The 23,610-nt window shown below is 62.9% G+C and carries 20 protein-coding genes and 1 pseudogene; 10 read left to right on the forward strand and 11 right to left on the reverse strand.

Annotation, left to right across the window (positions count from 1 at the left end; genetic code table 11):
* The 9 genes from topA to ACX3P0_RS06830 all read right to left on the reverse strand — a co-directional run bounded on the left by topA (position 1) and on the right by ACX3P0_RS06830 (position 11,202).
* Entirely contained in the window at positions 1–2,628 is a 2,628-nt protein-coding gene (topA, locus tag ACX3P0_RS06790; protein ID WP_459087452.1) for a type I DNA topoisomerase, read from the reverse strand.
* 202 nt (positions 2,629–2,830) lie between these two features.
* Positions 2,831–4,648, reverse strand: coding sequence for an ABC transporter ATP-binding protein (locus ACX3P0_RS06795; protein ID WP_459087454.1), 1,818 nt, complete (start codon positions 4,646–4,648; stop codon positions 2,831–2,833).
* The gene (locus tag ACX3P0_RS06800) at positions 4,645–5,589 is read right to left on the reverse strand and encodes an acetamidase/formamidase family protein (RefSeq protein WP_459087456.1); all 945 of its coding nucleotides are present in this window, start codon (positions 5,587–5,589) and stop codon (positions 4,645–4,647) included. The genes ACX3P0_RS06795 and ACX3P0_RS06800 overlap by 4 nt, the downstream gene beginning before the upstream one ends.
* Positions 5,579–7,225, reverse strand: a complete 1,647-nt coding sequence (locus ACX3P0_RS06805) for an ABC transporter substrate-binding protein (protein ID WP_459079694.1) — start codon at positions 7,223–7,225, stop codon at positions 5,579–5,581. The genes ACX3P0_RS06800 and ACX3P0_RS06805 overlap by 11 nt, the downstream gene beginning before the upstream one ends.
* A 22-nt stretch (positions 7,226–7,247) precedes the next feature.
* A complete protein-coding gene (locus ACX3P0_RS06810) occupies positions 7,248–8,168 on the reverse strand; it encodes an ABC transporter permease (RefSeq protein ID WP_459079695.1) in 921 nt (306 codons plus the stop codon).
* 13 nt (positions 8,169–8,181) lie between these two features.
* Complete coding sequence (locus tag ACX3P0_RS06815) at positions 8,182–9,084, reverse strand: ABC transporter permease (protein WP_459087458.1); 903 nt, start codon at positions 9,082–9,084, stop codon at positions 8,182–8,184.
* Positions 9,062–9,667 carry an ANTAR domain-containing response regulator gene (locus ACX3P0_RS06820; protein WP_459079697.1) on the reverse strand — a complete coding sequence of 202 codons (606 nt, stop codon included), beginning with the start codon at positions 9,665–9,667 and terminating at the stop codon, positions 9,062–9,064. Before ACX3P0_RS06820 ends, ACX3P0_RS06815 begins: the two co-directional genes overlap by 23 nt.
* On the reverse strand, positions 9,664–10,788 hold the full coding sequence (locus ACX3P0_RS06825) for a transporter substrate-binding protein (protein WP_459087460.1): 1,125 nt from the start codon (positions 10,786–10,788) through the stop codon (positions 9,664–9,666). Before ACX3P0_RS06825 ends, ACX3P0_RS06820 begins: the two co-directional genes overlap by 4 nt.
* 162 nt (positions 10,789–10,950) lie before the next feature.
* On the reverse strand, positions 10,951–11,202 hold the full coding sequence (locus ACX3P0_RS06830) for a DUF1858 domain-containing protein (protein WP_459087461.1): 252 nt from the start codon (positions 11,200–11,202) through the stop codon (positions 10,951–10,953).
* 291 nt (positions 11,203–11,493) lie between these two features.
* On the opposite strand from ACX3P0_RS06830, the gene ACX3P0_RS06835 reads away from it, so the two are divergent.
* The 3 genes from ACX3P0_RS06835 (at position 11,494) to ACX3P0_RS06845 (ending at position 14,453) form a co-directional block, all read left to right on the forward strand.
* Positions 11,494–11,934, forward strand: coding sequence for a pseudoazurin (locus ACX3P0_RS06835; protein ID WP_459087463.1), 441 nt, complete (start codon positions 11,494–11,496; stop codon positions 11,932–11,934).
* Between the two features lie 304 nt (positions 11,935–12,238).
* Positions 12,239–13,789 carry a copper-containing nitrite reductase gene (gene nirK, locus ACX3P0_RS06840; RefSeq protein ID WP_459087465.1) on the forward strand — a complete coding sequence of 517 codons (1,551 nt, stop codon included), beginning with the start codon at positions 12,239–12,241 and terminating at the stop codon, positions 13,787–13,789.
* Positions 13,790–14,231: 442 nt separating this feature from the next.
* A complete protein-coding gene (locus tag ACX3P0_RS06845; RefSeq protein ID WP_459087467.1) occupies positions 14,232–14,453 on the forward strand; it encodes a hypothetical protein in 222 nt (73 codons plus the stop codon).
* Positions 14,454–14,754: 301 nt separating this feature from the next.
* Here ACX3P0_RS06845 and ACX3P0_RS06850 read toward each other — a convergent pair whose 3' ends face one another.
* Positions 14,755–15,132, reverse strand: coding sequence for a COG4315 family predicted lipoprotein (locus tag ACX3P0_RS06850; RefSeq protein ID WP_459087469.1), 378 nt, complete (start codon positions 15,130–15,132; stop codon positions 14,755–14,757).
* Between the two features lie 324 nt (positions 15,133–15,456).
* Here ACX3P0_RS06850 and ACX3P0_RS06855 point away from each other — a divergent pair, with 324 nt between their 5' ends.
* The 6 genes and pseudogenes from ACX3P0_RS06855 (at position 15,457) to ACX3P0_RS06880 (ending at position 21,151) form a co-directional block, all read left to right on the forward strand.
* A complete protein-coding gene (locus ACX3P0_RS06855; RefSeq protein ID WP_459087471.1) occupies positions 15,457–16,203 on the forward strand; it encodes a cytochrome c biogenesis CcdA family protein in 747 nt (248 codons plus the stop codon).
* 98 nt (positions 16,204–16,301) lie between these two features.
* On the forward strand, positions 16,302–17,651 hold the full coding sequence (glmU, locus tag ACX3P0_RS06860; protein WP_459087473.1) for a bifunctional UDP-N-acetylglucosamine diphosphorylase/glucosamine-1-phosphate N-acetyltransferase GlmU: 1,350 nt from the start codon (positions 16,302–16,304) through the stop codon (positions 17,649–17,651).
* A 148-nt stretch (positions 17,652–17,799) separates the two neighbouring features.
* Positions 17,800–19,623, forward strand: a complete 1,824-nt coding sequence (gene glmS, locus ACX3P0_RS06865) for a glutamine--fructose-6-phosphate transaminase (isomerizing) (protein ID WP_459079706.1) — start codon at positions 17,800–17,802, stop codon at positions 19,621–19,623.
* Positions 19,624–19,759: 136 nt separating this feature from the next.
* A pseudogene (locus ACX3P0_RS06870) lies at positions 19,760–20,013 on the forward strand (type II toxin-antitoxin system RelE/ParE family toxin).
* A 19-nt stretch (positions 20,014–20,032) separates the two neighbouring features.
* Positions 20,033–20,335, forward strand: coding sequence for a HigA family addiction module antitoxin (locus tag ACX3P0_RS06875; RefSeq protein ID WP_459079707.1), 303 nt, complete (start codon positions 20,033–20,035; stop codon positions 20,333–20,335).
* 63 nt (positions 20,336–20,398) lie between these two features.
* Positions 20,399–21,151, forward strand: coding sequence for a DUF502 domain-containing protein (locus ACX3P0_RS06880; RefSeq protein WP_459087475.1), 753 nt, complete (start codon positions 20,399–20,401; stop codon positions 21,149–21,151).
* Here ACX3P0_RS06880 and recG read toward each other — a convergent pair.
* Entirely contained in the window at positions 21,103–23,211 is a 2,109-nt protein-coding gene (recG, locus tag ACX3P0_RS06885; RefSeq protein ID WP_459087477.1) for an ATP-dependent DNA helicase RecG, read from the reverse strand. The genes ACX3P0_RS06880 and recG overlap by 49 nt on opposite strands.
* A 92-nt stretch (positions 23,212–23,303) precedes the next feature.
* Here recG and ACX3P0_RS06890 point away from each other — a divergent pair, with 92 nt between their 5' ends.
* Positions 23,304–23,591, forward strand: coding sequence for an FAD assembly factor SdhE (locus ACX3P0_RS06890; protein WP_459087478.1), 288 nt, complete (start codon positions 23,304–23,306; stop codon positions 23,589–23,591).
* Positions 23,592–23,610 lie beyond the last annotated feature (19 nt).

A 23,610-nucleotide genomic window follows, 5' to 3' on the forward strand; every position in this document is an offset into this window, starting at 1 on the left:
TCAAGCCTTCTTCTTCGCCGCTGGTTTCTTTGCAGCCGGCTTTTTCGCGGCAGGCTTCTTGGTCGCAGCCTTCTTCGGTGCCGCCGCCTTGCGCGCCGGCTTCTTGCCGCCACCCTTGGCTTCCTTTTCGGCGATCAGCGCAACCGCTTCCTCGACCGTCACCGTTTGCGGGTCCTTGCCCTTCGGCAAAGTCGCGTTGACCTTGCCGAAATTGACATACGGCCCGTATTTGCCATCACGAACCACGATCTTGCCGCCGCCGTCGGGATGATCACCAAGCTCCTTGAGGGCTGCAGCGGCCGCACCACGGCCCTGGCCTCGCGATGCCTGCTTTTCCGCCAGCACCGTCACGGCACGGTTGAGGCCGATGGAAAACACGTCCTCGATCGAATCCACATTGGCATATGTGCCGTCATGCAGCACGAACGGGCCGTAACGCCCGAGCCCGGCCGAGATCATCTTGGCGGTTTCGGGATGCTGGCCGACATCGCGCGGCAGCGAAAGCAGCGCCAGCGCCTTCTCGTGGTCGATCGAATCCGGCGTCCAGCCCTTGGGCAGGCTGGAGCGCTTGGCTTCCTTGCCGTCGCCGCGCTGCACATAAGGGCCGAAACGCCCCTTGCGCAGGGTGATTTCCTCGGCGGTGTAGGGGTCGTTGCCCAACACCTTGGTGCCATCCTCGCCGCCACCGTTCTCACCGTTGGCTTCGCCGCCAAGCTGGCGGGTGAAGCTGCATTCGGGGTAGTTCGAACAGCCGACGAAAGCGCCGAATTTGCCAAGCTTCAGCGACAGATTGCCGGTGCCGCATTTCGGGCAGATGCGCGGATTGGAACCGTCTTCGCGCTGCGGGAACACCAGCGGCGCCAGCGCCTCGTTCAGCGCGTCGAGAACGTCGGTGACGCGCAGTTCCTTGGTGTTGTCGACCGCGCCGGAAAAATCCTTCCAGAAGTCGCGCAGCACATCCTTCCAGGCGAGCTTGCCGTCGGAGATCTGGTCGAGCTTTTCCTCAAGATCGGCGGTGAAATCGTACTCGACATATTTATCGAAGAAATTTTCCAGAAACGCCGTCACCAGCCGGCCCTTGGCGTCGGGCACCAGCCGGCGCTTGTCGATGGCGACGTATTGGCGGTCTTCCAGCGTTTTCAGCGTCGAGGCGTAGGTCGAGGGCCGACCGATGCCGAGTTCTTCCAGCTTCTTGATCAGCGAGGCTTCCGAATAGCGCGGCGGCGGCTCGGTCGAGTGCTGCGTCGCGTTGATGGCTTGGCGGGCGAGCGCCTCGTCGGCCCGGATTTCGGGCAGGCGGCGGTTTTCCTCGTCCTCGGAAGAATCTTCTTCCTTCTGGTCGGTGTAGGCGGCGATGAAGCCGTCGAAGCGCACGACCGAACCGACGGCGCGCAAGGTGGCGGTGCGGGCGGCATTCACAGCCTCGATCTCGACCGTGGTGCGCTCGATCTCGGCCGGGTTCATCTGGCTGGCGATGGCGCGCTTCCAGACCAACTCGTAGAGCCGGAACTGGTCGGCATCGAGATATTGGCGCACGGAAGCCGGCGTGCGGAAGAAGTCGGTCGGGCGGATCGCCTCATGCGCTTCCTGCGCGTTCTTGGCCTTGGCGGTGTAGTAGCGCGGCTTTTCCGGCAAATATTTGTCGCCGAACTCCTTGCCGATCGCAGCACGCGCGGCCGAAATCGCCTCCGGCGCCATCTGCACGCCGTCGGTTCGCATATAGGTGATCAGGCCGGCCGTCTCGCCGCCGATGTCCATGCCCTCATAGAGCCGCTGCGCCGCCTGCATGGTGCGGTTGGCCGAAAACCCCATGCGCGAGGACGCCGCCTGCTGCAAGGTGGACGTGGTGAAGGGCGGGCCGGGATTGCGCCTGGTCGGCTTGGCCTCGACGGACAACGTCTTGAACGCGGCACCTTCCAGCATCGCCTTGATGTCGTCGGCCTGAGCCTTGTTCTTGATGTCGAGCTTTTGCAGTTTCTTGCCGTCGAAACCCGTCAGCCGGGCTTCAAAGCTGTCCTTGCGCGGCGTGCCGAGAATGGCCGCGATGTTCCAGTATTCCTCGCGAATGAACCGCTCGATCTCGGATTCGCGCTCGCATACCAGCCGAAGCGCCACCGACTGCACCCGGCCGGCCGAACGCGCACCGGGCAGCTTACGCCACAAAACGGGAGAAAGCGTGAAGCCGACCAGATAGTCGAGCGCCCGGCGCGCCAGATAGGCGTCGACCAGCGGCACGTCGATCTGGCGCGGATTGGCCATGGCGTCGAGCACGGATTGCTTGGTGATGGCGTTAAAGACGACGCGGCTGACCGGCTTGTCCTTCAGCGCGCGCTTCTGCTTGAGCACTTCCAGCACATGCCACGAAATCGCCTCGCCTTCGCGATCCGGATCGGTGGCGAGGATCAGGCCGTCGGCGCTCTTGACGGCATTGGCGATCTCGGTGAGCCGCTTGGCCGAGGGACCGTCGACCGCCCACGACATGGCGAAATCTTCGTCGGGGCGCACCGAGCCGTCCTTGGCCGGCAGGTCGCGGACATGGCCATAGGAGGCCAGAACCTTATAGTTCTTGCCGAGGTACTTGTTGATTGTCTTCGCTTTGGCCGGCGATTCGACGACGACGACGTCCATGAGTGCTCGTATCTTCAGGTGATGCGGCAGAAGAGTTTCGCTGCGCGCGACGAAATATCGTTAAAGACGCCTCGTCAAATGGCCGCGCTTTTCAGTCCGGTCAAGGGGTGAGCGTCAAATTGGGGCTAAACAGCCCATACATCCTTGCATTGCGCCGGCTGTTTTTCTCAATCGCAGGTAAGCCGCATGCGTCGTTGCTCGTTCAGTCGGCTGCCGTTGCGGCCGCAACGAGATGCCCGCCGCCGATATCGGTCAGGGCAAGCCGGGATGGCTCTTCGCCGACCTTGCGCATGACACTTGGGATTTCCTGTTCGAGGCGGGCGAAGCGTTTGCGTCGTCTTGTCGGATCGGGTACCGGCACCGCCTCGATCAGCCTGCGCGTATAGGGATGGGCAGGGTTGGAAAACACCTGGTCGCGCGTGCCCATCTCGACGATCTGGCCGAGATACATGACGGCGACGCGGTCGGAAATATTTTCCACCACCGCCATGTCGTGCGAAATGAACAGATAGGCGATGCCGAATTCCTGCTGCAATTCCTTCAGCAGTTCCAGCACTTTCGCCTGTACCGACACGTCGAGCGCCGACACGCTTTCATCGGCGATGATGAGCTTTGGCCGCAGCGCCAGAGCGCGCGCGATACAGACGCGCTGGCGCTGGCCACCCGAAAACTCATGCGGGTAAAGCTCCATCTGGTCGGCCGACAGGCCAACGCGGTCAAACAGCGCCGCCACCCGTTCGCGGCGCTCCTGTCTGGAGCCGATGCCATGGATCAGCATCGGTTCGGCAACCAGGTCGCCGACGCGCATGCGCGGATCGAGCGAGGCGAACGGGTCCTGGAAGATCATCTGCACGTCGCGGCGCACGGCTTTTCGCGCTTCGCCTGTAAGGCCGGTCAGGCTGCGGCCGTTGACGGTGATGTCGCCGCTGAACGGCACCAGCCCGGCAATCGCCTTGGCGGTCGTCGACTTGCCGCACCCGCTCTCGCCGACCAGCGCGAATGTCTCGTTCGGCGCGATGGAGAAACTGACGCCTTCGACCGCATGGACACGTCGTGTAACGCGGCCGAAGAACCCGCCATGCAGGTCGAAGCGGACTTTCAGGTCGCGCACGGTGGCGATGGGGGCATTTTCCTCAGGCTCCGGTTCTCGCGTCCCCTGGCTTTGCCCATCGCCCATGCGTGGCACGGCGGCCAGAAGTTCGCGCGTATAGTCGGCTTTGGGGGCGGCAAAAATATCGCGGGCCTTGCCTTCCTCGACCATGCGTCCGTGGCGCATGACGATGACGCGGTCGGCCATTTCGGCGACTACGCCCATGTCGTGGGTGATGAGGATGACGCTGGTTCCGTGCTGGCGCTGCAAGTCGCGCAACAACTCCAGCACCTCGCCCTGCACGGTGACGTCAAGCGCCGTGGTCGGCTCGTCGGCAATCAGCACGTCCGGTTCCAGCGCCAGCGCCATGGCGATCATGACGCGCTGGCGCATGCCGCCCGAAAGCTCGTGCGGATATTGCTTCAGCCGGCTTTCCGCTTCCGGAATGCGCACCGCCTTCAGCGCGTCTATCGCGCGCTGGCGCGCGGTGCCGCCCGACAGGTCGGTGTGCGTCTCGATGGCCTCGGTCAACTGCCTGCCGATCGACAGGACCGGGTTGAGCGAGGTCATAGGCTCCTGGAAAATCATGGCGATGCGGTTACCGCGCACCGCCTGCATGCGACGTTCGTCCAGGCTGGCAAGATCGGTGTCGCCAAGATGGATGGAGCCGGAAGCGATACGGGCGGCCGGCTCGGGCAAAAGCCGCATGATCGCCAGCGAGGTCATCGACTTGCCGGAACCGCTCTCGCCCGCGATGCACAGCGTTTCGCCGCGCGAAAGCGTGAAGGAAAGGTCGGAGACGACTTCGCGTCCGCCATCCTCGCCGCGCACGGAAACCGTCAGGCCGGAAACGGAAAGCACCGGTTCGGCTGAAGGCTGCCCCTCCGGGGCTATCGCCCCGGAAGATATCTTGGCGGCGCTTGCGTTCATTCAAACACGCAGCGCGGGAAGTAGAACGACACCACCCAGTTCGGCATGTCGACGATCTCGCTGATGCGCAAATCACCGCATACCGACACCAGCATGTAAGCGTCTACCGGATCGAGCTGGTAGCGCGCCGCCAACAGGTCGACCATCTGCGCAACGGCTTCCTTGGCGCCGCTCATCAGGTCCGGCCCGATGCCGGTGGTCACCTCGTAGCCCTTGGCGTCGAGATGGTTCGTCACCGGTCCCGGCGTGGTGAAGCGCGGATATTTCAGCCGCGCATCCTTGACCAGATCGAGCGTCAGAACGACGTTCATCGGGCTTTCGATCGCCGTGCCGCAGACTTCGCCGTCGCCCTGGGCGGCATGCGTGTCGCCGACCGAAAACAGCGCGCCCGCCACCTCTACCGGCAGGTAGAGGATGGTGCCGGCAGCCAGGTCGCGGATGTCGAGATTGCCGCCGACCCGCCGCGGCGGCACCACCGAATGCAGGCCCTTTTCAGCAGGCGCATTGCCGATGGTCCCGGCGAACGGCTTTAGCGGCACGCGGCCGTTTTTCCCGAACAGCGCCGGCTCCAGCGAGGTCGCGTCATACTTCCAGACGGTGAGGGCCGGCTCCTTGAAATCGTCGGCGAGCAGGCCGAAACCGGGAATGTTCGCCGTCCAGCCGAAACCGGACGGCTTGAATTCCTCGATCGTCACTTTCAGCGCATCGCCCGGTTCCGCACCCTCGACGAAGATCGGGCCCGTCACCGGGTTGATCTTGCCGAAGTCGAGCGCCGCGATATCGGCGACCGTGCTTTCGGGCGTCAGTTGCCCGCCCGACGAATCCAGACACTCGAAGAAGACCGTCGAACCGGGCGTCACCGTCTCGGCCGGGACAAACGAATTGTCCCAGCCGAAATGATGGTGGCGTCCGTGGATGGTGTAGTTGCAGTTATTGCACATCTTTCACATACACATGGTCATAGTTGATCGGAATGTGGACCGGATCGACATAGAGGTTGTCGGCGCCGCCCATCCGGGCGGATTTGAGCGTGAAGCGCTGCTCGTTGAACACCGGCGCCCAGGGCGCATCCTCCATGATCTTGACGTAGATGTCGCTCCACATCTTGTAGCGCTCGTCGGCCTTGGCCGGATCGACGATGGAGTCAGCTTCCGCCGCCTTCTTGTCGAGGTCCTCGTTGCAGTACCACGACCAGTTCCAGCCACCCGGCACCGCGCCGCCGCAGCCGAGGATCGGGCCGTAGAAGTTGGACGGGTCGGGGAAGTCGGCAATCCATGCCATGCCGCCCGACCAGATCATCGGCGCGCCGTTCTTGTCGCCGCCGGCGGCAATCACGTTGGCCTGCGCCAGCGCCTGGATCGAGGCCTTGATGCCGATGGCGGCCAGATCCTGCTGGATCGCCTGGGCGATGCGCGGGTTCGGATCGGTGTTCATGGCGTAGAGTTCGGTTTCGAACCCGTCCGGATGGCCAGCTTCCGCCAAAAGTTCCTTGGCCTTGGCCGGATCGTAGGGATAGCCCTTATAGTCCTTGGTGTAGCCCGGCATCGACGGCGGCAGCGGCTGGTTGGCCGGGATGGCGCGGTTGTTGATGAGCTTGACGATGCGATCCTTGTTGATCGCCATGTTGACCGCCTGGCGCACCTTGACGTCGTCGAACGGCTTCATCGTCACGTTCATGGTGATGTAGCCGGTCTGCAACTGGCCGCCCTCGACGACGCGGGCCTTTTGCGCCGGGTCGCTCATCACCTCCTGGAACTTGGCGGGCGGGATGCCGTCGCCGGGAACGTCGATCTCGCCCTTTTGCAGGCGCAACAGTGCCACGATCGGCTCCTGCCCGATCTCGAAGGTGATCTTGTTCAGATAGGGCAGGCCCTTGTGCCAGTAGTCCGCGTTCTTTTCGAAGACGACGCGCTGGCCAAGCGTCCATTCGGCCAGCTTGTAGGCGCCGGTGCCGACCGGATGCTTGCCGAAGTCCGCGCCCCACTTCTCCACCGCCTCCTTCGGCACGACGTGGCTGAAGTTGATCGCCATAACATGCAGGAAGGTGGCGTCGGGCCGCGTCAGCTGGAACTTGATGGTGTAGGGGTCAACCACCGTGATGCCCGAAACGCCATCGGCCTTGCCGTCGGCTGCTTCCTGATAGCCCTCGATCGAGGCGAAGAAGCCCTGGCCGGGGCTTTGCGTCTTGGGGTTGACCACGCGGTCGATCGAATACTTTACGTCTTCGGCGGTCATCTCGCGGCCGTTGTGGAACTTCACCCCGTGCCTGATCTTGAAGGTGAAGGTCTTTCCGTCCGGCGAAATGTCGTAGCTTTCGGCAAGGTCCGGCGTCAGTTCGGTGGTGCCGGGCTTGTAGTCCATCAGCCCGTCGAACAGGCTCTTGATCATCGACCAGTTCTGCCAGTCGTAGCCGATGGCCGGATCGAGCGTGGCGACGTCATCCTTGTAGGTGATGATGATGTCGCCGCCGGGCTTGGCGTTGGGGTCGAGCGTTTCGTCGGCGGCAGCGGCCGAGCCTAGCCCGAGCATCAGCGCAAGCGCCGATACCGCGACGGTGGATGCCAGAAATCTTTTCATCTCTTGTTCCCTTTCCTTGTTGTTATCTGAGCTTGATGCGTGGATCGATGAAAGGCGCGACGATGTCGGCCAGAAGGTTGCCGAGCACGATGGCGAAGGCCGACACCATGGTCACGCCCATGATGATCGGGATGTCGACGCGCTGGATCGCCTGCCAGGCAAGCTGGCCGATGCCCGGCCAGCCGAACACGCTTTCCACGACGACGATGCCGCCCATCAGGATGCCGATATCGATGCCGATCATGGCGACGATCGGCAGGATGGCGTTGGGCAGCGCATGGCGCAGAAGGATCGCGCGGCGCGCCAGCCCCTTGGCGCGGGCGGTGCGCACATAGTCCTGGCGCAGCACGTCGATCATCGAGGAGCGCATCATGCGCGCGTACCAGCCCGCGCCGAGGATACCCATGGTAAGCGACGGCAGCACTAGGTGCCGCCAGGTGCCGTAGCCGCCGATCGGAAACCAGGAGAGCTGCACCGCGAACACGTAGAGCAGCAACAGGCCGACCACGAATTGCGGTGCCGATACGCCGATGAAGGAGACGACCATCAGCGACTGATCGGTGGCCGAGCCGCGCCGCACCGCCGCCACCAGGCCCATGGTCAGCCCAAGCACCAGTTCGCAGACGATGGAACCGGCCATCAGGAGCAGCGTCGCCGGCAACCGCGCGACGACGAGTTCGGTGACCTGCGAGCGCTGGATGTAGGAGCGGCCGAGATCGCCTTGCACCAGATTGCCGAGATAGCGCCAGTACTGAACGATGAAGGACTGGTCGAGGCCGAGCTGGCGGCGGATGTTTTCCACCGTCTCGGGCGTGGCGCTGCGCCCCGCGATCTGGCGCACCGGATCGGCCGGCAAAAGGTAAAGCAGCGCAAAGGTGATGATCGACACGCCGAGCAGGATCAGCAGCGACTGGACGATGCGGCGGGCGAGATAGGCGATCATTCCCGGCTTCCCATTATTCGCGACCCCTTTGCGTTGGGTCGAGAAGGTCGCGCAGCGCATCGCCGACGAGGTTGAAGGCCAGCGCCAGCGCCAGGATCGCGGCACCCGGAAAGAAGACCAGCCAGGGGGCCGCCTGGAAATAGGTCTGGTTCTCGAAGATGATGTTGCCCCATGACGCGGTCGGCGGCTGCACGCCGACGCCGAGATAGGACAGCGTCGCCTCGAGCAGCACCGTGGTCGAAATGCCGAGCGTGCCCCACACGATGATGGTCGGCACCAGATGCGGCAGGATATGCCGGAACAGGATGCGCGGGCTGCTTGCGCCGAGTGTCCGTTCGGCGTCGATGAATTCGCGTTCGGTGAGCGAACTGGTCTGCGTGTAGATGACGCGCGCCGTCTGCACCCAGTTGACCAGCGCGATCACCATGGCGACGATCCACAGGCTGGGTTCGAACACCGCCGCCAGGCAGATGGCCAGCAGAAGGGCCGGGAACGCCATCATCAGGTCGGTGAAGCGCATCAGCACGCTGCCGATCCAGCCGCGGAAATAGCCGGCCGTAATGCCGACCAGCGTGCCGATCAGCAGTGCCACGCCATTGGCGACGACGCCGATGATCAAAGAGGTGCGTGCGCCATAGAGAATGCGGGTGAGAAGATCGCGGCCGAGCAAATCGGTGCCGAGCCAGAAGGTGGTGTTCGGGGCCAGCGGCGCGCCTTGCAGCGTCAGGCCGTCGAACATCTGCTCGTTCGGGTCATAGGCCGTCAGCCACGGTGCGAAGACCGCCCCGACGAGCACGATGGCGATGATGACGAGACCGATCAGCGCCAGCGGCCGCTTGACCAGCCTGCGCCATACGCCGGGCCGTGCCCGTACGGGCAGGCCGGCCGAAAGGTCAGGCGCGATGGGACTGGTCATCGCTGCCTTCCTGTTTCGTCATAGCCACGACGCGGCGGGCCGCCTCTTCCAGGTTGATCTGCCAGCTCATGGCCAGCGACCGCAACTGCGCATAGGCGCGCTCGTCGTCAAAACCCTGGGCCGAAAGGGCCGTGACGGCGCGAACGATGGTCTGCCGCTCGGCGACGCGCATTTCCAGCGAAGCGATTTCATCGGCCAGGCGCTGCCGCGCCGCAAAGGCCTGCCTGGCGATGAGAAGGGCGCTGTAGACGCCGGCATTGCCCACAGGCTTCAGCAACTGGGCATCGGCATTGTGCGAAAGCGCCCATTCGATGCGGCCCGGCGCTTCCGAGCCGATCAGCGCGACAAGCGGCATCGGCGCATGGCCTGCCGGCCACGGGAACTGTTCGTCAAAACCTAGATCGACATCGAAGAAGACGAACTCCGCCGCCAGCGCTTCGGCCGGCAGTTCCGGCCAGCAAGCGGTGACGTCGAGGCCGATTGCCGCCAATTGCCTTGTGATCGCCTGCACGGTCGGGTGCGGCCGGTGCAGCACGAAAGCTTTTGCCCCGCCAAGATTGGGAATGCGCGAACCGCGGCTCACGACACCACCCGCAGGCCGGGTCGGGCAAAGGTCGCGCTGCGGTCGTAGCGCGACAGATAGGGGTCCGGCGCGACGTTCTCGATCAGGCTGACGGTCTTGAAAGCCGTGCCTTCGATCCGCGCGATCTGCACCGACAGGGTTGCATGCTGTGTCTGCGGATCGATGGCGACGGCACCGAGCGGCGAGCGGAAAATCTTGCCGGCAAACGCCTTCGGCAGGTCGGTCCATTGCGCGGCCGGATTGTGGGCCAGAATTTCGGCCAGCGCGCGCACGCTGGCATAGGCCGACGCCTCGAAGGACGAGGCCGGCATGGTGGCGCTGAGGGATTCGGACCAGCCATGCGCGATTGGGTCATGGAAATAGGGTCCGGCCGACAAATGGCCGTCGCCGACGCCGGCGATGGCCGGCAGTTCGCATTCGGTCAGGTTGCACGACAGGATCGGGCAGCGCTCCGGCTTGAAATACGGGTCGCGGCGGGCGAGTTCCGCATAAGCGGCAATGAAGGCATAGGACGAGGTGCCGATCAGATTGTTCAGCACGAAATCCGGCCTTGTCGCCTCGATCTCGGCGATCAGCCGTGACACGTCGGTTTCGCCAAGCGGCAGATAGCGTTCGCCCAGCACCTTGCCGCCGGCATCCGCGATCAGGTCGCGCGCGACGCGGTTGGTTTCCCAACCCCAGATATAGTTGGAGCCGAGCAGGAAGCCGTTGGCGCCGAAGCGCGGCACGACATGGGAAAGCATCGGTACCAGATGCTGGTTCGGGCAGGCGTGCATGTAGACGACATGCTCGTTGGCCTCGAAGCCTTCATACGGACAGGCGTACCACAGCGTTCCACCGGCCCGCTCCAGGATGGGGATAACTTCCTTGCGGCTCCAGGATGTGACGCAGCCGATGATGTGGCGCGCGCTGCTGGTCGCCAGGATTTCCGCGCAGCCCGTCGCATAGCGGTCGATATTGCCGCCTGGGTCGCGCTCCACCGGAATGAACTCGATCGGGCAGGCGGCGTCCGCATTGACCGCCTTGATCGCGGAATACGCGCCCGCGCGGCAGGCATCGGACACCAGCTGGTAGTTGCCGGAGCGCGAATACAGGATGCCGATCTCGACGCGACGCTTCAAAAAATCCCCCAAAAATGACAATGCCCCGCAGCCATCGCTTCTGGAGCGAGGCAAACGAGGCATTCTTGCCGTCCGGCGATCAGGGCCGGTATTTTCATCTAGACTATTGCCTTCAGCCTCACAGTCAAGCGCGAAAGCGCAGATCGGCGGTGGCAGCGCCGCTTACGGCCGCGCGGGGGGCTTGGAAAACGAGGCGCCAGATGCTGGCTCTTCGGCAGCAATTACCGCCGCCAACTCGCGACGAAGCGCCTCCTCGTCCATGCCGTGCTCCCGGGCTGCATCCGAAAGCGTGTGGAAGGACGCAATCGGACATCCGACGCACAGCATTCGATGCCGCACAAGGACGTGGATGGTCGGTGGCCATCGGCGCATCATCTCGTCCATCGTCGTATCAATGCCCAGCGTCGGCTGCATGGCCCTTCGCTCCCGGAAAACGGCACCATGCCGGTTCTGGCCGGCGCGGTCATTGCGGGGGGACAAACTGCGAGCCTTCCCGACCGGTCGCCCAGAAGTTGTTCCTGCGCAAAGTTTCAGCCGCCAAAAGTCCTATGACCGGGCAACCCTTCGTACCCGATGGGGTCGTGGAGTGGCTGGCGGTGTGCTGGTCCTGGCATTTGTCTGCGCATGCGCGCAACGCAATGCCGGAAACGGACCGCAAGCGTGGCGTTGCCGCCTTTGGGCGCTAAGCAGGAAAGAGAGAATACAATGAAAAGAATGATCGTTCTGGCAGCGGGTTTCGCAGCCTTGATCTTGGCTGGAGCGGCGCAGGCCGCCGACCATCAGGTCCAGATGCTCAACAAGGGTGACAAGGGCGCGATGGTCTTCCAGCCCAACTTCATACAGGCGGCTCCCGGCGACACCGTTACCTTCGTGCCGACCGACAAGGGACACGACGCCGAAACCATCAAGGGCATGATCCCCGACGGGGCCGAGCCGTTCAAGGGCAAGATCAGCCAGCCGATCACCGTCACGCTTACCACGGAAGGCGTCTACGGCGTGAAATGCACGCCGCACTACGCCATGGGCATGGTGGCGCTTATCGTCGTGGGCAACCCGACAAACCTGGAAGCAGCCAGCGCCGCCAAGAATCCCGGCAAGGCCAAGAAAGTGATGGCGGAATTGCTGGCTCGGGTTCCCGCCAACTGATCGGCCAACCGGCGTCCAGCGTGCCCGCCACGCGACGCCGGAGCAGGCCCGATGCCGCATTGAAGTATTGGAGCGCCGCGCACCCGGCTTGGATGCGCGGCGCTCTGGCGTTTGACGTCAAGCATCGCCGGCGTCATGGTGGGATGCTGCCGGACCCTGCGCTGCGGCCACACCCGCCAGCGGCCAGATGCCGCGCCCGCCGGAAGCCCGGCCCTCGCCATTATTGCCTTTTGGCAAAGATCGTTTCTCGGCCCGTCCCTACAAGTCCGATTGTATAGCCCCATGCCGTGACAAGGAGAGATCGATGCTCGACAGAGGCGCATTCAACCCCGATACCGGACCCGGCATTGCCGCCCGGTGCCAGAACGCCAATCCATCCCGCTGGCGCGGAACATGGATAGCGGCCATCGCAGCGATGCTAGCGCTGTTCGTCATGCCGGCCTTCGCCCAGACCCATCAGCACGGGACCATGACGCAAACCGCGCAGGCTGAAGCCGAGGCGGCAGCCCCGACAGCCGAGCAGGCGACGCCTGAAGAGGCCAAGACCAATGCGACGGTCGGGAGCAGCTACCACACCCCCACCATCTTCACGCTCAAGACCGGCATCGCCACCGGACGCATGGTCTATATCGGCGTCGGCGGCGATATAGACGGCAAGGTCAATCCCACCCTCATGGTGCATGAGGGCGAACTGGTGCAGATCAACTTGATCAACGGCGAGGGCGCCGAGCACGACGTGGTCATCGACCAGTATGCCGCCCGCTCTTCGATCATCGTCGGCAAGAACGCCTCGTCCACCTTCTCCTTCACCGCCGGCAAGGTCGGCGAATTCGCCTATTTCTGCTCCATCGCCGGCCACCGGCAGGCGGGCATGGAAGGGCTGATCCAGGTGATGCCCGGACCGCGCGCGGCCATGGAGAGCGAGGCAGCCGACATCGTGCGCGACCCCGCCGACTTGCCCGGCCCGATCGGCCAGCGCATGCCGCAATTGGTCAAGGTCGATCTCGAGACGGTGGAACTCACCGGCAGGCTGGACGACGGCACGACCTACACCTACTGGACCTTCAATTCCAAGGTGCCGGGGCCGTTCGTGCGGGTGCGCGTCGGCGATACCGTGGAGGTTACGCTAAAGAACGCCGCCGACAGCGTGATGATGCATTCGGTCGATTTCCATGCCGCAACCGGTCCCGGCGGCGGCGCGGACTTCACGCAGGTCGAGCCGGGCGCGGAGGCGACGGTGACCTTCAAGGCGCTAAAACCCGGCATTTATGTCTACCACTGTGCGACACCCAGCGTGGCCCACCATATCACCAGCGGCATGTACGGGCTCATTCTGGTCGAGCCGGAAGGCGGCCTGCCGCAGGTCGACCGCGAATTCTACGTCATGCAGGGCGAGCTTTACACCGTCGAGCCGTTCGGTACGCAGGGCGAGATGGAGATGGACTACGACAAGCTGATTTCGGAGCGCCCGGAATACTTTCTGTTCAACGGCGCGGTCGGTTCCCTGACCAAGTCGCATCCGCTCTACGCCAATGCCGGCGAGACGGTCCGCATCTTCTTCGGCGTCGGCGGCCCGAATTTCACCTCGTCCTTCCATGTCATCGGCGAGATTTTCGACAGCGTCTATTCCATGGGTAGCGTCATCTCGCCGCCTCTGTCAGGGGTGCAGACGGTCAGCGTTCCGCCCGGCGGCGCAACCATCGTCGACTTCAAGATCGACCGAGGTGGCCACTATGTGCTGGTTGACCATGCCCTGTCGCGCGCCGAACGCGGCCTGGCCGGCTATCTCATCGTCGATGGGCCGGAAAACGACGATATCATGCACGCCGGACCGGCAGACGAAGCAGCGAAATAAGACATTGCCCCGAAAGTGAGAACCGCTTTCGGGGCAATGGCAGGCCCGCTTCAGCGGGTCGGAAATGCAGCCGGCGTTGAGAGCCTCACGCCGGCTTTTCCCGTCTTACCTGGTCCCGAAAAGTAGGTTGCCGTGCTTCGCCATTGTCCATCGGGATGCGTCGAGGCAGCAATACCAGGCAGCACCGAAACGATGGCTTCCGTCGCTTGTAATTTACACCTAAAAAGTGTGGGAAAATATTCTTGCAACTTTAGATAAATTTGATAGGCTGCTTATGTATTCGGACCCGTCCACTGGAATTATAGACTTGCTGGTGGTTTCCTGATTCGGACATTTGCCTGCGTGCATCGTGTTGGACGGATGCAAATGTCTGGATCAAGCCACTAGACGACGCCAACTCGTGCGGGAAAGCGTTGTCGGCGAAGCCATAGGATCATTTGTCATGCCGCGTGAGTATACCAGAAGGCGCACCGAAACACTCGATTACCTGCAGTCGATGCTCGGCCAATTGCGCACGATGGCGGAAGTGGAGCGCTGCGACATGCTGACCTACCTGATCGAGATGGCCTATATGGAGGCAAGCGACATTATTCGCGGCGAACGCCCGACCCGCGTGCATGAGACCCGGCGCAACACCCTCTTGCCCAAGTCCCTGCAGCGGTAAACGGTACGGGATCGACGTGGAAACGGCCTATCTGGTAGCAGGCCGAAGCATCGGAATAGACCGGTGGGCGGGGGCCGATTTCCGGTCTGTTTCGACGCTCGAACAAAAGACAGAGCGGCAGCCCGCGCTTGCCCAGGCGTCCTGACGCTGGTGTGGCGGATTTGAAACTCGCCACCCGATGGATCCGGCGCGCTAAGCGAGTTTCAAATCCAAAAAACCACACTGGAATCATATCGTCCTTTTCGAATCCGAAATTCGCGCAGCGCCTCCCGCAAACGATGTGAAATTCGGATTAGGGACGCTAGTCGGCCTTGGCTGTGTGCCAGACATCGCCGACCCCGTCGCCATTCATGTCTCCGGCCTTCTTATCCTTGATGAACGTATAGAGCGGCTTGCCGTCATAGGCCCACATCTTGGTGCCGTCCGTGCGCTCGATGACCGTCCATTCGCCTTCGGCCTTGGCGCTGGCGTCAGCCTTCAGCGGCGGCCAGTTGATGGCGCATTTGTCGTAGCAATTGGACTTGCTGGCCTCGTCCTTGTCATAGGTATAGAGCGTCATTCCGTGGGCGTCGGTATAGATCTTGGCGCCGCCCACTTCCGCTTCCTTCCATGCGTCGGCGGCAAAGCCTGCGGCCGTGCTGAGTAGAAGTGCCGCCAGTCCGACTGTAATGGTCTTCATGATCGTCTCCTTGCTTGAAAATCGGGCTTGTTTGAAAACCGGCAAGCACGCGGCAATCGCGGCTTCCCGGCATGAGGGTTATCTAGGGCCCGGTAAGGCTAGGGAAAGGAGGCATCTGTTCAACCCTCCGGTCATGCAGCCCGGCCGAAGTTTATAACGCCATGGGCTCGTTGTCCTGCCCGGCGGCGTGTGCCCACGCAACTGTGACTGGAAGCCGGAGGGGGCACCGGCTAGAGCATCGGACCGAAAGTGGTTACCGGTTTTCGGGTTACTCCGATGCTCGATCAAAGGGTTGGAGCCTCGGCGGTTAGGAGATCAAGAAGAATGGCATTGGATATCGGGTATGTCAGCGCGGTCGGGGCAGGGGCGCTCTCGTTTCTGTCGCCATGCGTGCTGCCGCTGGTGCCTCCCTATCTGTGCTACATGGCTGGCGTGTCGGTCGACGATTTTCGCGGCGAGGCCGGCCTCACCGCCAAGGCCGGCGCGCGCTTCGCGCTGATGGCGTCCTCGGTCGCCTTCGTGCTCGGCTTTTCCACGGTGTTCGTGGCGCTCGGCGCCGGGGCATCGAGCATCGGCCATTTTCTGCGGGTCTGGCAGGAACAGTTGGCGATGGCCGCCGGCGTGCTCATCATCCTGATGGGGCTGAATTTCCTTGGTGTGCTGCGCATCCCGTTCCTGTCGCGCGAGGCACGCTTTCAAAGCGAGGGCAAGCCGGCCAGCACGCTTGCCGCTTATATAATGGGATTGGCATTCGCTTTCGGCTGGACGCCCTGCATCGGCCCCGTGCTGGGGCCGATCCTGACGCTGGCCGGCGGGCGCGAGACAGTGGGCGAGGGGGCGCTGCTCCTGGCCGCCTATTCGCTTGGCCTCGGCATTCCATTCCTGATCGCGGCGCTGTTTTCGGGTGCGTTCATGCGCTTTCTCGGCAAATTCCGCGTGCATCTCGGCCGCGTCGAAAAGGCCATAGGCGGCCTTCTGGTGGTCGCCGGCGTCCTGTTCCTCACCGGCGGCGTACAGACCGCATCCTATTGGTTGCTGGAGAATTTCCCGGTGCTGGGCCGGCTGGGCTGAGCCCCACGCTCGATCTCACCGGAATTTAACCGCATTGGTTTATGATAGCTCCGATAGTAGATAATATCGGCTTTCCTTCCATCATCGCGGTTTCCCACATGTCCACACGCTCCTGCCTGTCCATCATCCTTGCCGCCGGCGAAGGCACGCGCATGAAAAGCGCCGTGCCAAAAGTGCTGCATCAGGTCGCCGGCCTGCCGCTGGTCGCCCATGTCGTCAAGGCGGCGCAGGCGTCGGGGGCCGCCGATCTGGCGCTGGTCATCGGCCATGGCGCGGACGAAATGCGCAAGGCGGCGGCAAAGTTCGCGCCAGCGGCGAAAATCTTCGTGCAAGAAAAGCGTCTCGGCACCGCGCATGCCGTACTGGCTGCAAGGGATGCGCTGTCGGGCGGCCACGACGACATTCTGGTGATGTTCGGCGACACGCCGCTGATCGACGCCGATGCCTTGAGGACCGCGCGCCGGAAACTGGCTGAAGGTGCTGCCGTCGTCGTCATCGGTTTCCGCACCGAAAGCCCGACCGGTTATGGCAGGCTGATCGAAAAGGGCGGCAAACTTGTTGCCATTCGCGAAGAAAAAGACTGCTCGGATGAGGAGCGGGCAATCAAATTCTGCAATGGCGGCATGATGGCGATTGCGGGCAAGCACGCGTTGAAACTGCTTGATGCGGTCGGCAACAAGAATGCCAAGGGCGAATATTATCTAACCGACATCGTCGAGATCGCCGCCGCCCAAGGGCTGGACGTGGTCGCCACCGAAGCCAGTTTTGAGAACGCACTCGGCATAAACAACCGCGCCGAACTGGCCGAGGCGGAAGGCATCTGGCAAAAGCGCCGCCGCCGCGAGGCGATGCTTGCCGGCGTCACGCTGATAGCGCCCGAAACGGTCTTTTTCTCGCATGACACGGAAGTGGGGTCGGATACCGTGATCGAGCCGAATGTCTGGTTCGGACCGGGCGTTTCCATCGCCAACGCCGCGAAAATCCACGCTTTCAGCCATCTTGAAGGCGCAACCGTTGGGCCGAATGCCGATGTCGGGCCGTTCGCGCGGCTGCGTCCGGGCGCGGACTTGAAAGAAAAAGCCAAGGTCGGCAATTTCTGCGAGGTCAAGAAGGCGACCATCGAGGAGGGCGCCAAGGTCAACCACCTCACTTATATCGGCGATGCGCGCGTCGGCGCTGGCGCCAATATCGGCGCGGGCACGATCACCTGCAATTACGACGGCTACTCGAAGTTTTTCACGGATATCGGCGAAAACGCCTTCATCGGCTCCAATTCGTCACTGGTCGCACCGGTTTCCATCGGCAATGGCGCTTATGTCGCCTCGGGCAGCGTCATCACGGAAAGCGTGCCCGACGATGCGCTGGCTTTCGGCCGCTCCCGCCAGAAGACCTTGCCGGGCAAGGCGAAGGAACTGCGTGAGCGCCGCGCTTCCGCTGTACGCAAATGAACGGACTTCGGTAACTGGATTTCAAGCGGGGCGTGCCATAAGGACGGCTGCGAAGCGGTTTGCCGATACGGGGCGAAACGCAATGTGATTATCGCGACGGGCGCGCGCTAGCTAAGCGTAGCGAAACGGGCATCGAGGGCAAGCAAGCATGTGTGGCATTGTCGCAATCGTCGGGCGTTCGCAGGTCGCGCCGCTTATCGTGGATGCGCTGAAGCGGCTGGAATATCGCGGTTATGATTCCGCCGGCGTCGCCACCCTCGATGGCGGCGAGATGGGCCGTCGCCGTGCCGAGGGCAAACTGGTCAATCTCGAGCGCCTGATACAAGCCGAACCGCTTGGTGGCACCATCGGCATCGGCCATACGCGCTGGGCAACGCATGGCGTGCCGAACGAAACCAACGCGCACCCGCATTTTTCCGCAGGCGTCGCCGTGGTCCACAACGGCATCATCGAGAATTTCGCCGATCTGCGCGACGAGTTGATCCGCGACGGCTATGCCTTTTCCTCGCAGACCGACACCGAGGTCGTCGCGCATCTGGTGTCGCGCGAACTGGCGCGCGGCGCAGAGCCGGTCGAGGCCGCGCACAATGCCTTGAAACGACTGGAAGGCGCGTTCGCGCTGGCCATCCTGTTTGAAGGCGACGACAATCTGATCGTCGGCGCGCGCAACGGCCCGCCGCTGGCCGTCGGCCATGGCGAGGGCGAGATGTTTCTGGGCTCCGACGCCATCGCGCTCGCCCCCTTCACCAATTCCATCACCTATCTGGAAGACGGCGACTGGACGGTGGTCCGCCGCGATGAAATCACCATTTTCGACATCGACGGCAACAAGGTCGAGCGCAAGCGCCAGCAATCGCTCGGCACCAGCTACATGGTCGACAAGGGCAACCATCGCCATTTCATGGAAAAGGAAATCAATGAACAGCCGGAGGTGATCTCGCACACGCTGGCGCATTATCTCGATTTCGCCAGCGGCACCTCGAAGCCGCTCGACCTGCCGTTCGATTTCGCCAAGATCGACCGGCTGGCGATTTCCGCCTGCGGCACCGCCTATCTCAGCGGGTTGGTCGGCAAATACTGGTTCGAGCGCTATGCGCGGCTGCCGGTCGACATCGATATCGCTTCCGAGTTCCGCTATCGCGAAATGCCGCTGTCGAAAAACGACGCCGCGCTGTTCATCTCGCAATCTGGCGAAACGGCCGACACGCTGGCTTCGCTGCGCTATTGCCGCAAGGCCGGCATGACCATCGGCGCGGTCGTCAATGTGCGCGAATCGACCATCGCGCGTGAATCCGACGTGACCCTGCCGACGCTCGCCGGTCCGGAAATCGGCGTCGCCTCGACCAAGGCCTTCACCTGCCAGCTTTCGGTGCTGGCGGCGCTCGCCGTACGGGCCGGCGTGGCGCGCGGCAAGATTTCGGCGGAAGAGGAAAAAGCGCTGGTGCGGCAATTGTCGGAAGCACCGCGCCTCGCCACCCAGGTACTCAAGCTCGATACCCAGATCGAGAAGCTGGCGCGCGAACTGGCGCACTACAAGCATGTGCTCTATCTCGGCCGCGACACCAATTTCCCGCTCGCCATGGAAGGCGCGCTAAAACTCAAGGAAATCTCCTACATCCACGCCGAAGGCTATGCCGCCGGCGAGTTGAAGCACGGCCCGATCGCCCTGATCGACGAGAACATGCCCGTCATCGTCATCGCCCCGCACGACCGGATTTTCGAAAAGACCGTGTCGAACATGCAGGAAGTGGCCGCCCGCGGCGGCAAGATCATTTTGATCACCGATAAGAAGGGCGCTGCCCAGTCGACCATCGACACGATGGAAACCATCATCCTGCCCGACGTGCCCGAAATCATCACACCCATCATCTACGCCCTGCCAATCCAGATGCTGGCCTACTACACGGCGGTATTCATGGGCACCGACGTCGACCAGCCACGCAATCTGGCGAAGTCGGTGACGGTGGAGTAGGCGGTTCATCGCACGCTTCTGGCCGGATACGGATGGTATCGCTAGCTGATACAATTTTCTTGATTCTTGCCCTGTATCAATCTATGATACAGGCTGTGGGGGTGCAGTGGCGATCGTTTCGTTCAGGGGCAGGGCGGTGGAAGCGGTTGCCACCGGCAAGGCTCCCAAAGACTTTCCGGCCGATCTGGTCGCCCGCGCCGAGCATCGGCTCCGGGCCGTCGCCGATGCCGTCGAATTGCAGGATCTTCGCTCTCCGCCCGGAACCCATCTGGGGCGTTGAAGGGCAGCCGTGCAGGTCAGCATTCGATTCGGATCAACGACCAATGGCGTATCTGTTTTCGGTGGACACAGGCCGGCGCTGAAGATGTCGAAATCGTCGACTATCATTAGCGGTATCATGGAGGCTGGAATGGCATTGAAATTTGCACGTCCCGTTCATCCCGGCGAATTCCTGCGGGAAGAATATCTGCTGCCGCTCGGCTTGAGCGCCAGTGCCCTTGCCAAAAAGCTCAACCTGCCGCGCACCCGCATCGAACGGGTCGCGAAGGAGGAAATCGGCATCACGCCGGATACGGCGCTTCGCCTTGCCCGGTACTTCAATACAACTGCCGCGTTCTGGATGAATTTCCAGCAGGCTTACGAACTTGAAACCGAGGCTCGGAAACTCGCTTCCGAACTGGAAAAGATCGAGCCTCTGGAGGCTGCTGCATAGATTGGCGGTTCCAAAACTCGCGCCGCTCGCCTAATGTTTCACCGTGCAACGAAGCGGTGAGCAATGGCTGATCTACCCAGGACATCCGGCATGACGCGGTTGAGGAATTATTTCCTAACCGGCTTCATCGTCTGCGCGCCGCTGGCCATTACCGCCTATATCGCCTGGTCGTTCATCGGCTGGGTCGATTCCTGGGTAAAGCCCTATATCCCGGCGCGCTACAGCCCTGAAACCTATCTGCCGTTCCGCATACCAGGTTTCGGGCTGATCGTGGCGCTCGTACTCATCACGCTGATCGGCTTCCTGACCGCCAACATCGTCGGCCGCGCTGTGGTCAATTTCGGCGAGCGGCTGCTCGGGCGCATGCCTTTGGTGCGCGGCATCTATCGGTCGCTGAAGCAGATCTTCGAGACGGTTTTGTCCAACAAGGGCGACATGTTCAACCAGGTCGGGCTGGTCGAATACCCGCGCAAGGGCGTCTGGTCGCTGGTGTTCATCGGCGGTGAAAAGGACACCGAGATCAACCAGAAATTGTTTGTCGAGGGCGACCCGCTGATGGGCGTGTTCATGCCGTGCACGCCAAACCCGACCACCGGGTTCCTGATGTATGTGCGCAAATCCGACGTCGTCATGCTGGACATGACCATTGAGGAAGGGGCGCGGCTGATCGTCTCGGCCGGCCTGGTCGCGCCGGAAGTGAAAAAGACGCTGGTTGCCGCCAATGGCGAGATGGTGGAGATCGCCAATCCGCCCCTCGGTGCCGTGGTTCAGCCCGCCCGCAGCAAGCGCACCGCCTCGTCGCGCCCGAACAAATAGAGCAAGAGCCGGACCGCTTCGCCGCGCTCGGATTGCAGTTCCGGATCGCGTGACAGGATCAGCCTTGCGTCGTCGCGGGCGGCTTCCAAAAGGTCGGCATGCGCCTCGATGCGTGCCACCTGGAACCCCGGCGTGCCGGACTGGCGGGTACCCAGCAATTCGCCTTCGCCGCGCAGTTTCAGATCTTCCTCGGCGATGAGAAAACCGTCTTCGGTTTCGCGCATCACCGAAAGCCGCCGCTTTGCGGTTTCGCCGAGCGGGTCCTTGTAGAGCAGCACGCAGGAAGACGGTTTGGAGCCGCGCCCGACGCGCCCGCGCAACTGGTGCAGTTGCGCCAGCCCGAAACGCTCGGCATGCTCGATCACCATGATCGTTGCATCCGGCACATCGACGCCGACCTCGATGACCGTGGTGGCGATCAGGATGCGCGTTTCGCCCTCCTTGAAGGCGCGCATCGCCTCGTCTTTTTCCACGCCCTTCATGCGCCCGTGAACGAGGCCGATGCGGTTGCCGAACAGCGGTTTCAGCGAATCGAACCGATCCTGCGCCGACATCAGCTTTATCTCTTCGGATTCCTCGACCAGCGGACAGATCCAGTAGATCTTCTGGCCACCCTCGATCGCGTCGCGCATGCGCCCGACCAGTTCGTCCAGCCGTTCCAGCGGCAGCGTCACGGTGCGGATCGGCTGGCGGCCGGCCGGTTTTTCGGTCAGTTTCGAAGTGTCCATGTCGCCGAAAGCGGTCAAGACAAGCGTGCGCGGGATCGGCGTCGCCGTCATCACCAGCATGTCGGGCGCGTTGCCCTTGGCGTCCATGGCAAGGCGCTGGTGCACGCCAAAACGATGTTGCTCGTCGATGACGGCGAAGACGAGATTCTTGAACGCCACTGCCTCCTGGAACAGCGCATGCGTGCCGATAGCGATTTGGATGCTGCCGTCCGCCAACCCGGCCAGTGTGTCGGCGCGGTCGCGGCCCTTTTCGCGGCCGGTCAGGATGGCGATGCGGATGCCGGCCTTTTGCGCCAGTGGGGCAATGGTGGCCAGATGCTGGCGCGCCAGGATTTCGGTCGGGGCCATCAGCACCGCCTGGCCACCGGCCTCGACCGCGCGCGCCATGGCCAGCAGGGCCACCACGGTTTTGCCGGAACCGACATCGCCTTGCAGCAGGCGCAGCATGCGGTCCGGCTCGCCAAGGTCGGTGTTGATCTCGGCAAGCGCGATTTCCTGCGACATGGTCAGCGAATAGGGCAGGGCCTTGCGCAACGGCTCGACGAGGCTGCCGTCGCCGATCAGCGGTCGCCCCGAAAGCTTGCGCACCCGCGCGCGCACCAGCGCCAGCGAAACCTGCCCGGCCAGAAGTTCGTCATAGGCGAGCCTGCGCCACGCGGAACCTTCGACCGCAACGTCTATCGGATCGGCGGGGTTGTGCAGCCGGCCCAGCGCGTCGCCGAAAGCTGGAAAGGTATGGCGACGCAGGAAGGCGGCGTCCTGCCATTCGGGCAGTTCCGGCAGGCGGCCCAGTGCTTGCGAAATCGCACGGCGCAGCACTTTTGCCGAAAGCCCCGCCGTCAGCGGATAGACCGGCTCGACCAGCGGCAGGTTTTCCGCTTCGCTGGCTAGCGCGATGTGGTCGGGATGCACCATGGACGGGCGGCCGTTGAACCATTCCATGCGGCCCGAAACGATGACCTGCTCGCCCTCTGGCATCGCCTTTTCCAGATAGCTGGCATGGGCGTGAAAAAAGGTCAGCGCGATCTCGCCCGTGTCGTCGTGGGCAAAGACGCGGTACGGCACCGACTTGTTGCCGCGCGGCGGTGGCTGGTGGCGGTCGATGCGTACGTCGAGCGTCACGATGGCGCCCTGCGCCGCAAGCGCGATGCCCGGCCGGTCACGCCGGTCGATGACCGTGTTGGGCAGCACGAACAGAAGATCGCCCGTCCGCGCCGCGCGGTCGCCGAGATCGGCCGGCACGATCTTTTCGATCATGCTCGCGACTTTCGGGCCGACGCCTTCGAGCGAGGTGATGGGGGAGAAGAGGGGGTCGAGGATGAAGGGGCGCATCGCCCAAACTAGGCGAGGCCAGCCGCATTGCAAAGGCTGACACCAGCCTCTATCCACGCTATATGCGCCTGACAGAGACAGGACGCAGCCTCATGACCGGAACGACACGATCGAGCGAGGGGCTGGAACCCCGGCGCGCCAAGCTTCTGTTTCGTTCCTGGCATCGCGGCATGCGCGAGATGGATCTGATCCTGGGATCGTTCGCGGATGCCGAGATCACGGCCTTGACCGATGCCGAACTCGACCAATATGAACGGCTTCTCGATATCAACGATACCGAGTTCCTGCCATGGGTCACCGGCGAGCGCCCGGTGCCCGCCAATTTCGATTCTCCGCTGCTGCAAAAAATCCTGGCCTCGCGCCACTCCATTGCCTTTTAGGTCAACGACTTTCCAAAAC

The organism is Mesorhizobium sp. A556, from assembly GCF_054489545.1.

What these genes read in the sequence shown, in the direction of transcription:
- ACX3P0_RS06875 (WP_459079707.1), top strand. Translation starts at nt 20,033, where the DNA reads ATGGCATTGAAATTTGCACGTCCCGTTCATCCCGGCGAATTCCTGCGG.
- glmS (WP_459079706.1), top strand. Translation starts at nt 17,800, where the DNA reads ATGTGTGGCATTGTCGCAATCGTCGGGCGTTCGCAGGTCGCGCCGCTT.
- ACX3P0_RS06805 (WP_459079694.1), bottom strand. Translation starts at nt 7,225, where the DNA reads ATGAAAAGATTTCTGGCATCCACCGTCGCGGTATCGGCGCTTGCGCTG.
- topA (WP_459087452.1), bottom strand. Translation starts at nt 2,628, where the DNA reads ATGGACGTCGTCGTCGTCGAATCGCCGGCCAAAGCGAAGACAATCAAC.
- nirK (WP_459087465.1), top strand. Translation starts at nt 12,239, where the DNA reads ATGCTCGACAGAGGCGCATTCAACCCCGATACCGGACCCGGCATTGCC.
- ACX3P0_RS06855 (WP_459087471.1), top strand. Translation starts at nt 15,457, where the DNA reads ATGGCATTGGATATCGGGTATGTCAGCGCGGTCGGGGCAGGGGCGCTC.
- ACX3P0_RS06880 (WP_459087475.1), top strand. Translation starts at nt 20,399, where the DNA reads ATGGCTGATCTACCCAGGACATCCGGCATGACGCGGTTGAGGAATTAT.
- ACX3P0_RS06815 (WP_459087458.1), bottom strand. Translation starts at nt 9,084, where the DNA reads ATGACCAGTCCCATCGCGCCTGACCTTTCGGCCGGCCTGCCCGTACGG.
- ACX3P0_RS06835 (WP_459087463.1), top strand. Translation starts at nt 11,494, where the DNA reads ATGAAAAGAATGATCGTTCTGGCAGCGGGTTTCGCAGCCTTGATCTTG.
- ACX3P0_RS06810 (WP_459079695.1), bottom strand. Translation starts at nt 8,168, where the DNA reads ATGATCGCCTATCTCGCCCGCCGCATCGTCCAGTCGCTGCTGATCCTG.
- glmU (WP_459087473.1), top strand. Translation starts at nt 16,302, where the DNA reads ATGTCCACACGCTCCTGCCTGTCCATCATCCTTGCCGCCGGCGAAGGC.
- ACX3P0_RS06850 (WP_459087469.1), bottom strand. Translation starts at nt 15,132, where the DNA reads ATGAAGACCATTACAGTCGGACTGGCGGCACTTCTACTCAGCACGGCC.
- ACX3P0_RS06795 (WP_459087454.1), bottom strand. Translation starts at nt 4,648, where the DNA reads ATGAACGCAAGCGCCGCCAAGATATCTTCCGGGGCGATAGCCCCGGAG.
- ACX3P0_RS06845 (WP_459087467.1), top strand. Translation starts at nt 14,232, where the DNA reads ATGCCGCGTGAGTATACCAGAAGGCGCACCGAAACACTCGATTACCTG.
- recG (WP_459087477.1), bottom strand. Translation starts at nt 23,211, where the DNA reads ATGCGCCCCTTCATCCTCGACCCCCTCTTCTCCCCCATCACCTCGCTC.
- ACX3P0_RS06800 (WP_459087456.1), bottom strand. Translation starts at nt 5,589, where the DNA reads ATGTGCAATAACTGCAACTACACCATCCACGGACGCCACCATCATTTC.
- ACX3P0_RS06830 (WP_459087461.1), bottom strand. Translation starts at nt 11,202, where the DNA reads ATGCAGCCGACGCTGGGCATTGATACGACGATGGACGAGATGATGCGC.
- ACX3P0_RS06890 (WP_459087478.1), top strand. Translation starts at nt 23,304, where the DNA reads ATGACCGGAACGACACGATCGAGCGAGGGGCTGGAACCCCGGCGCGCC.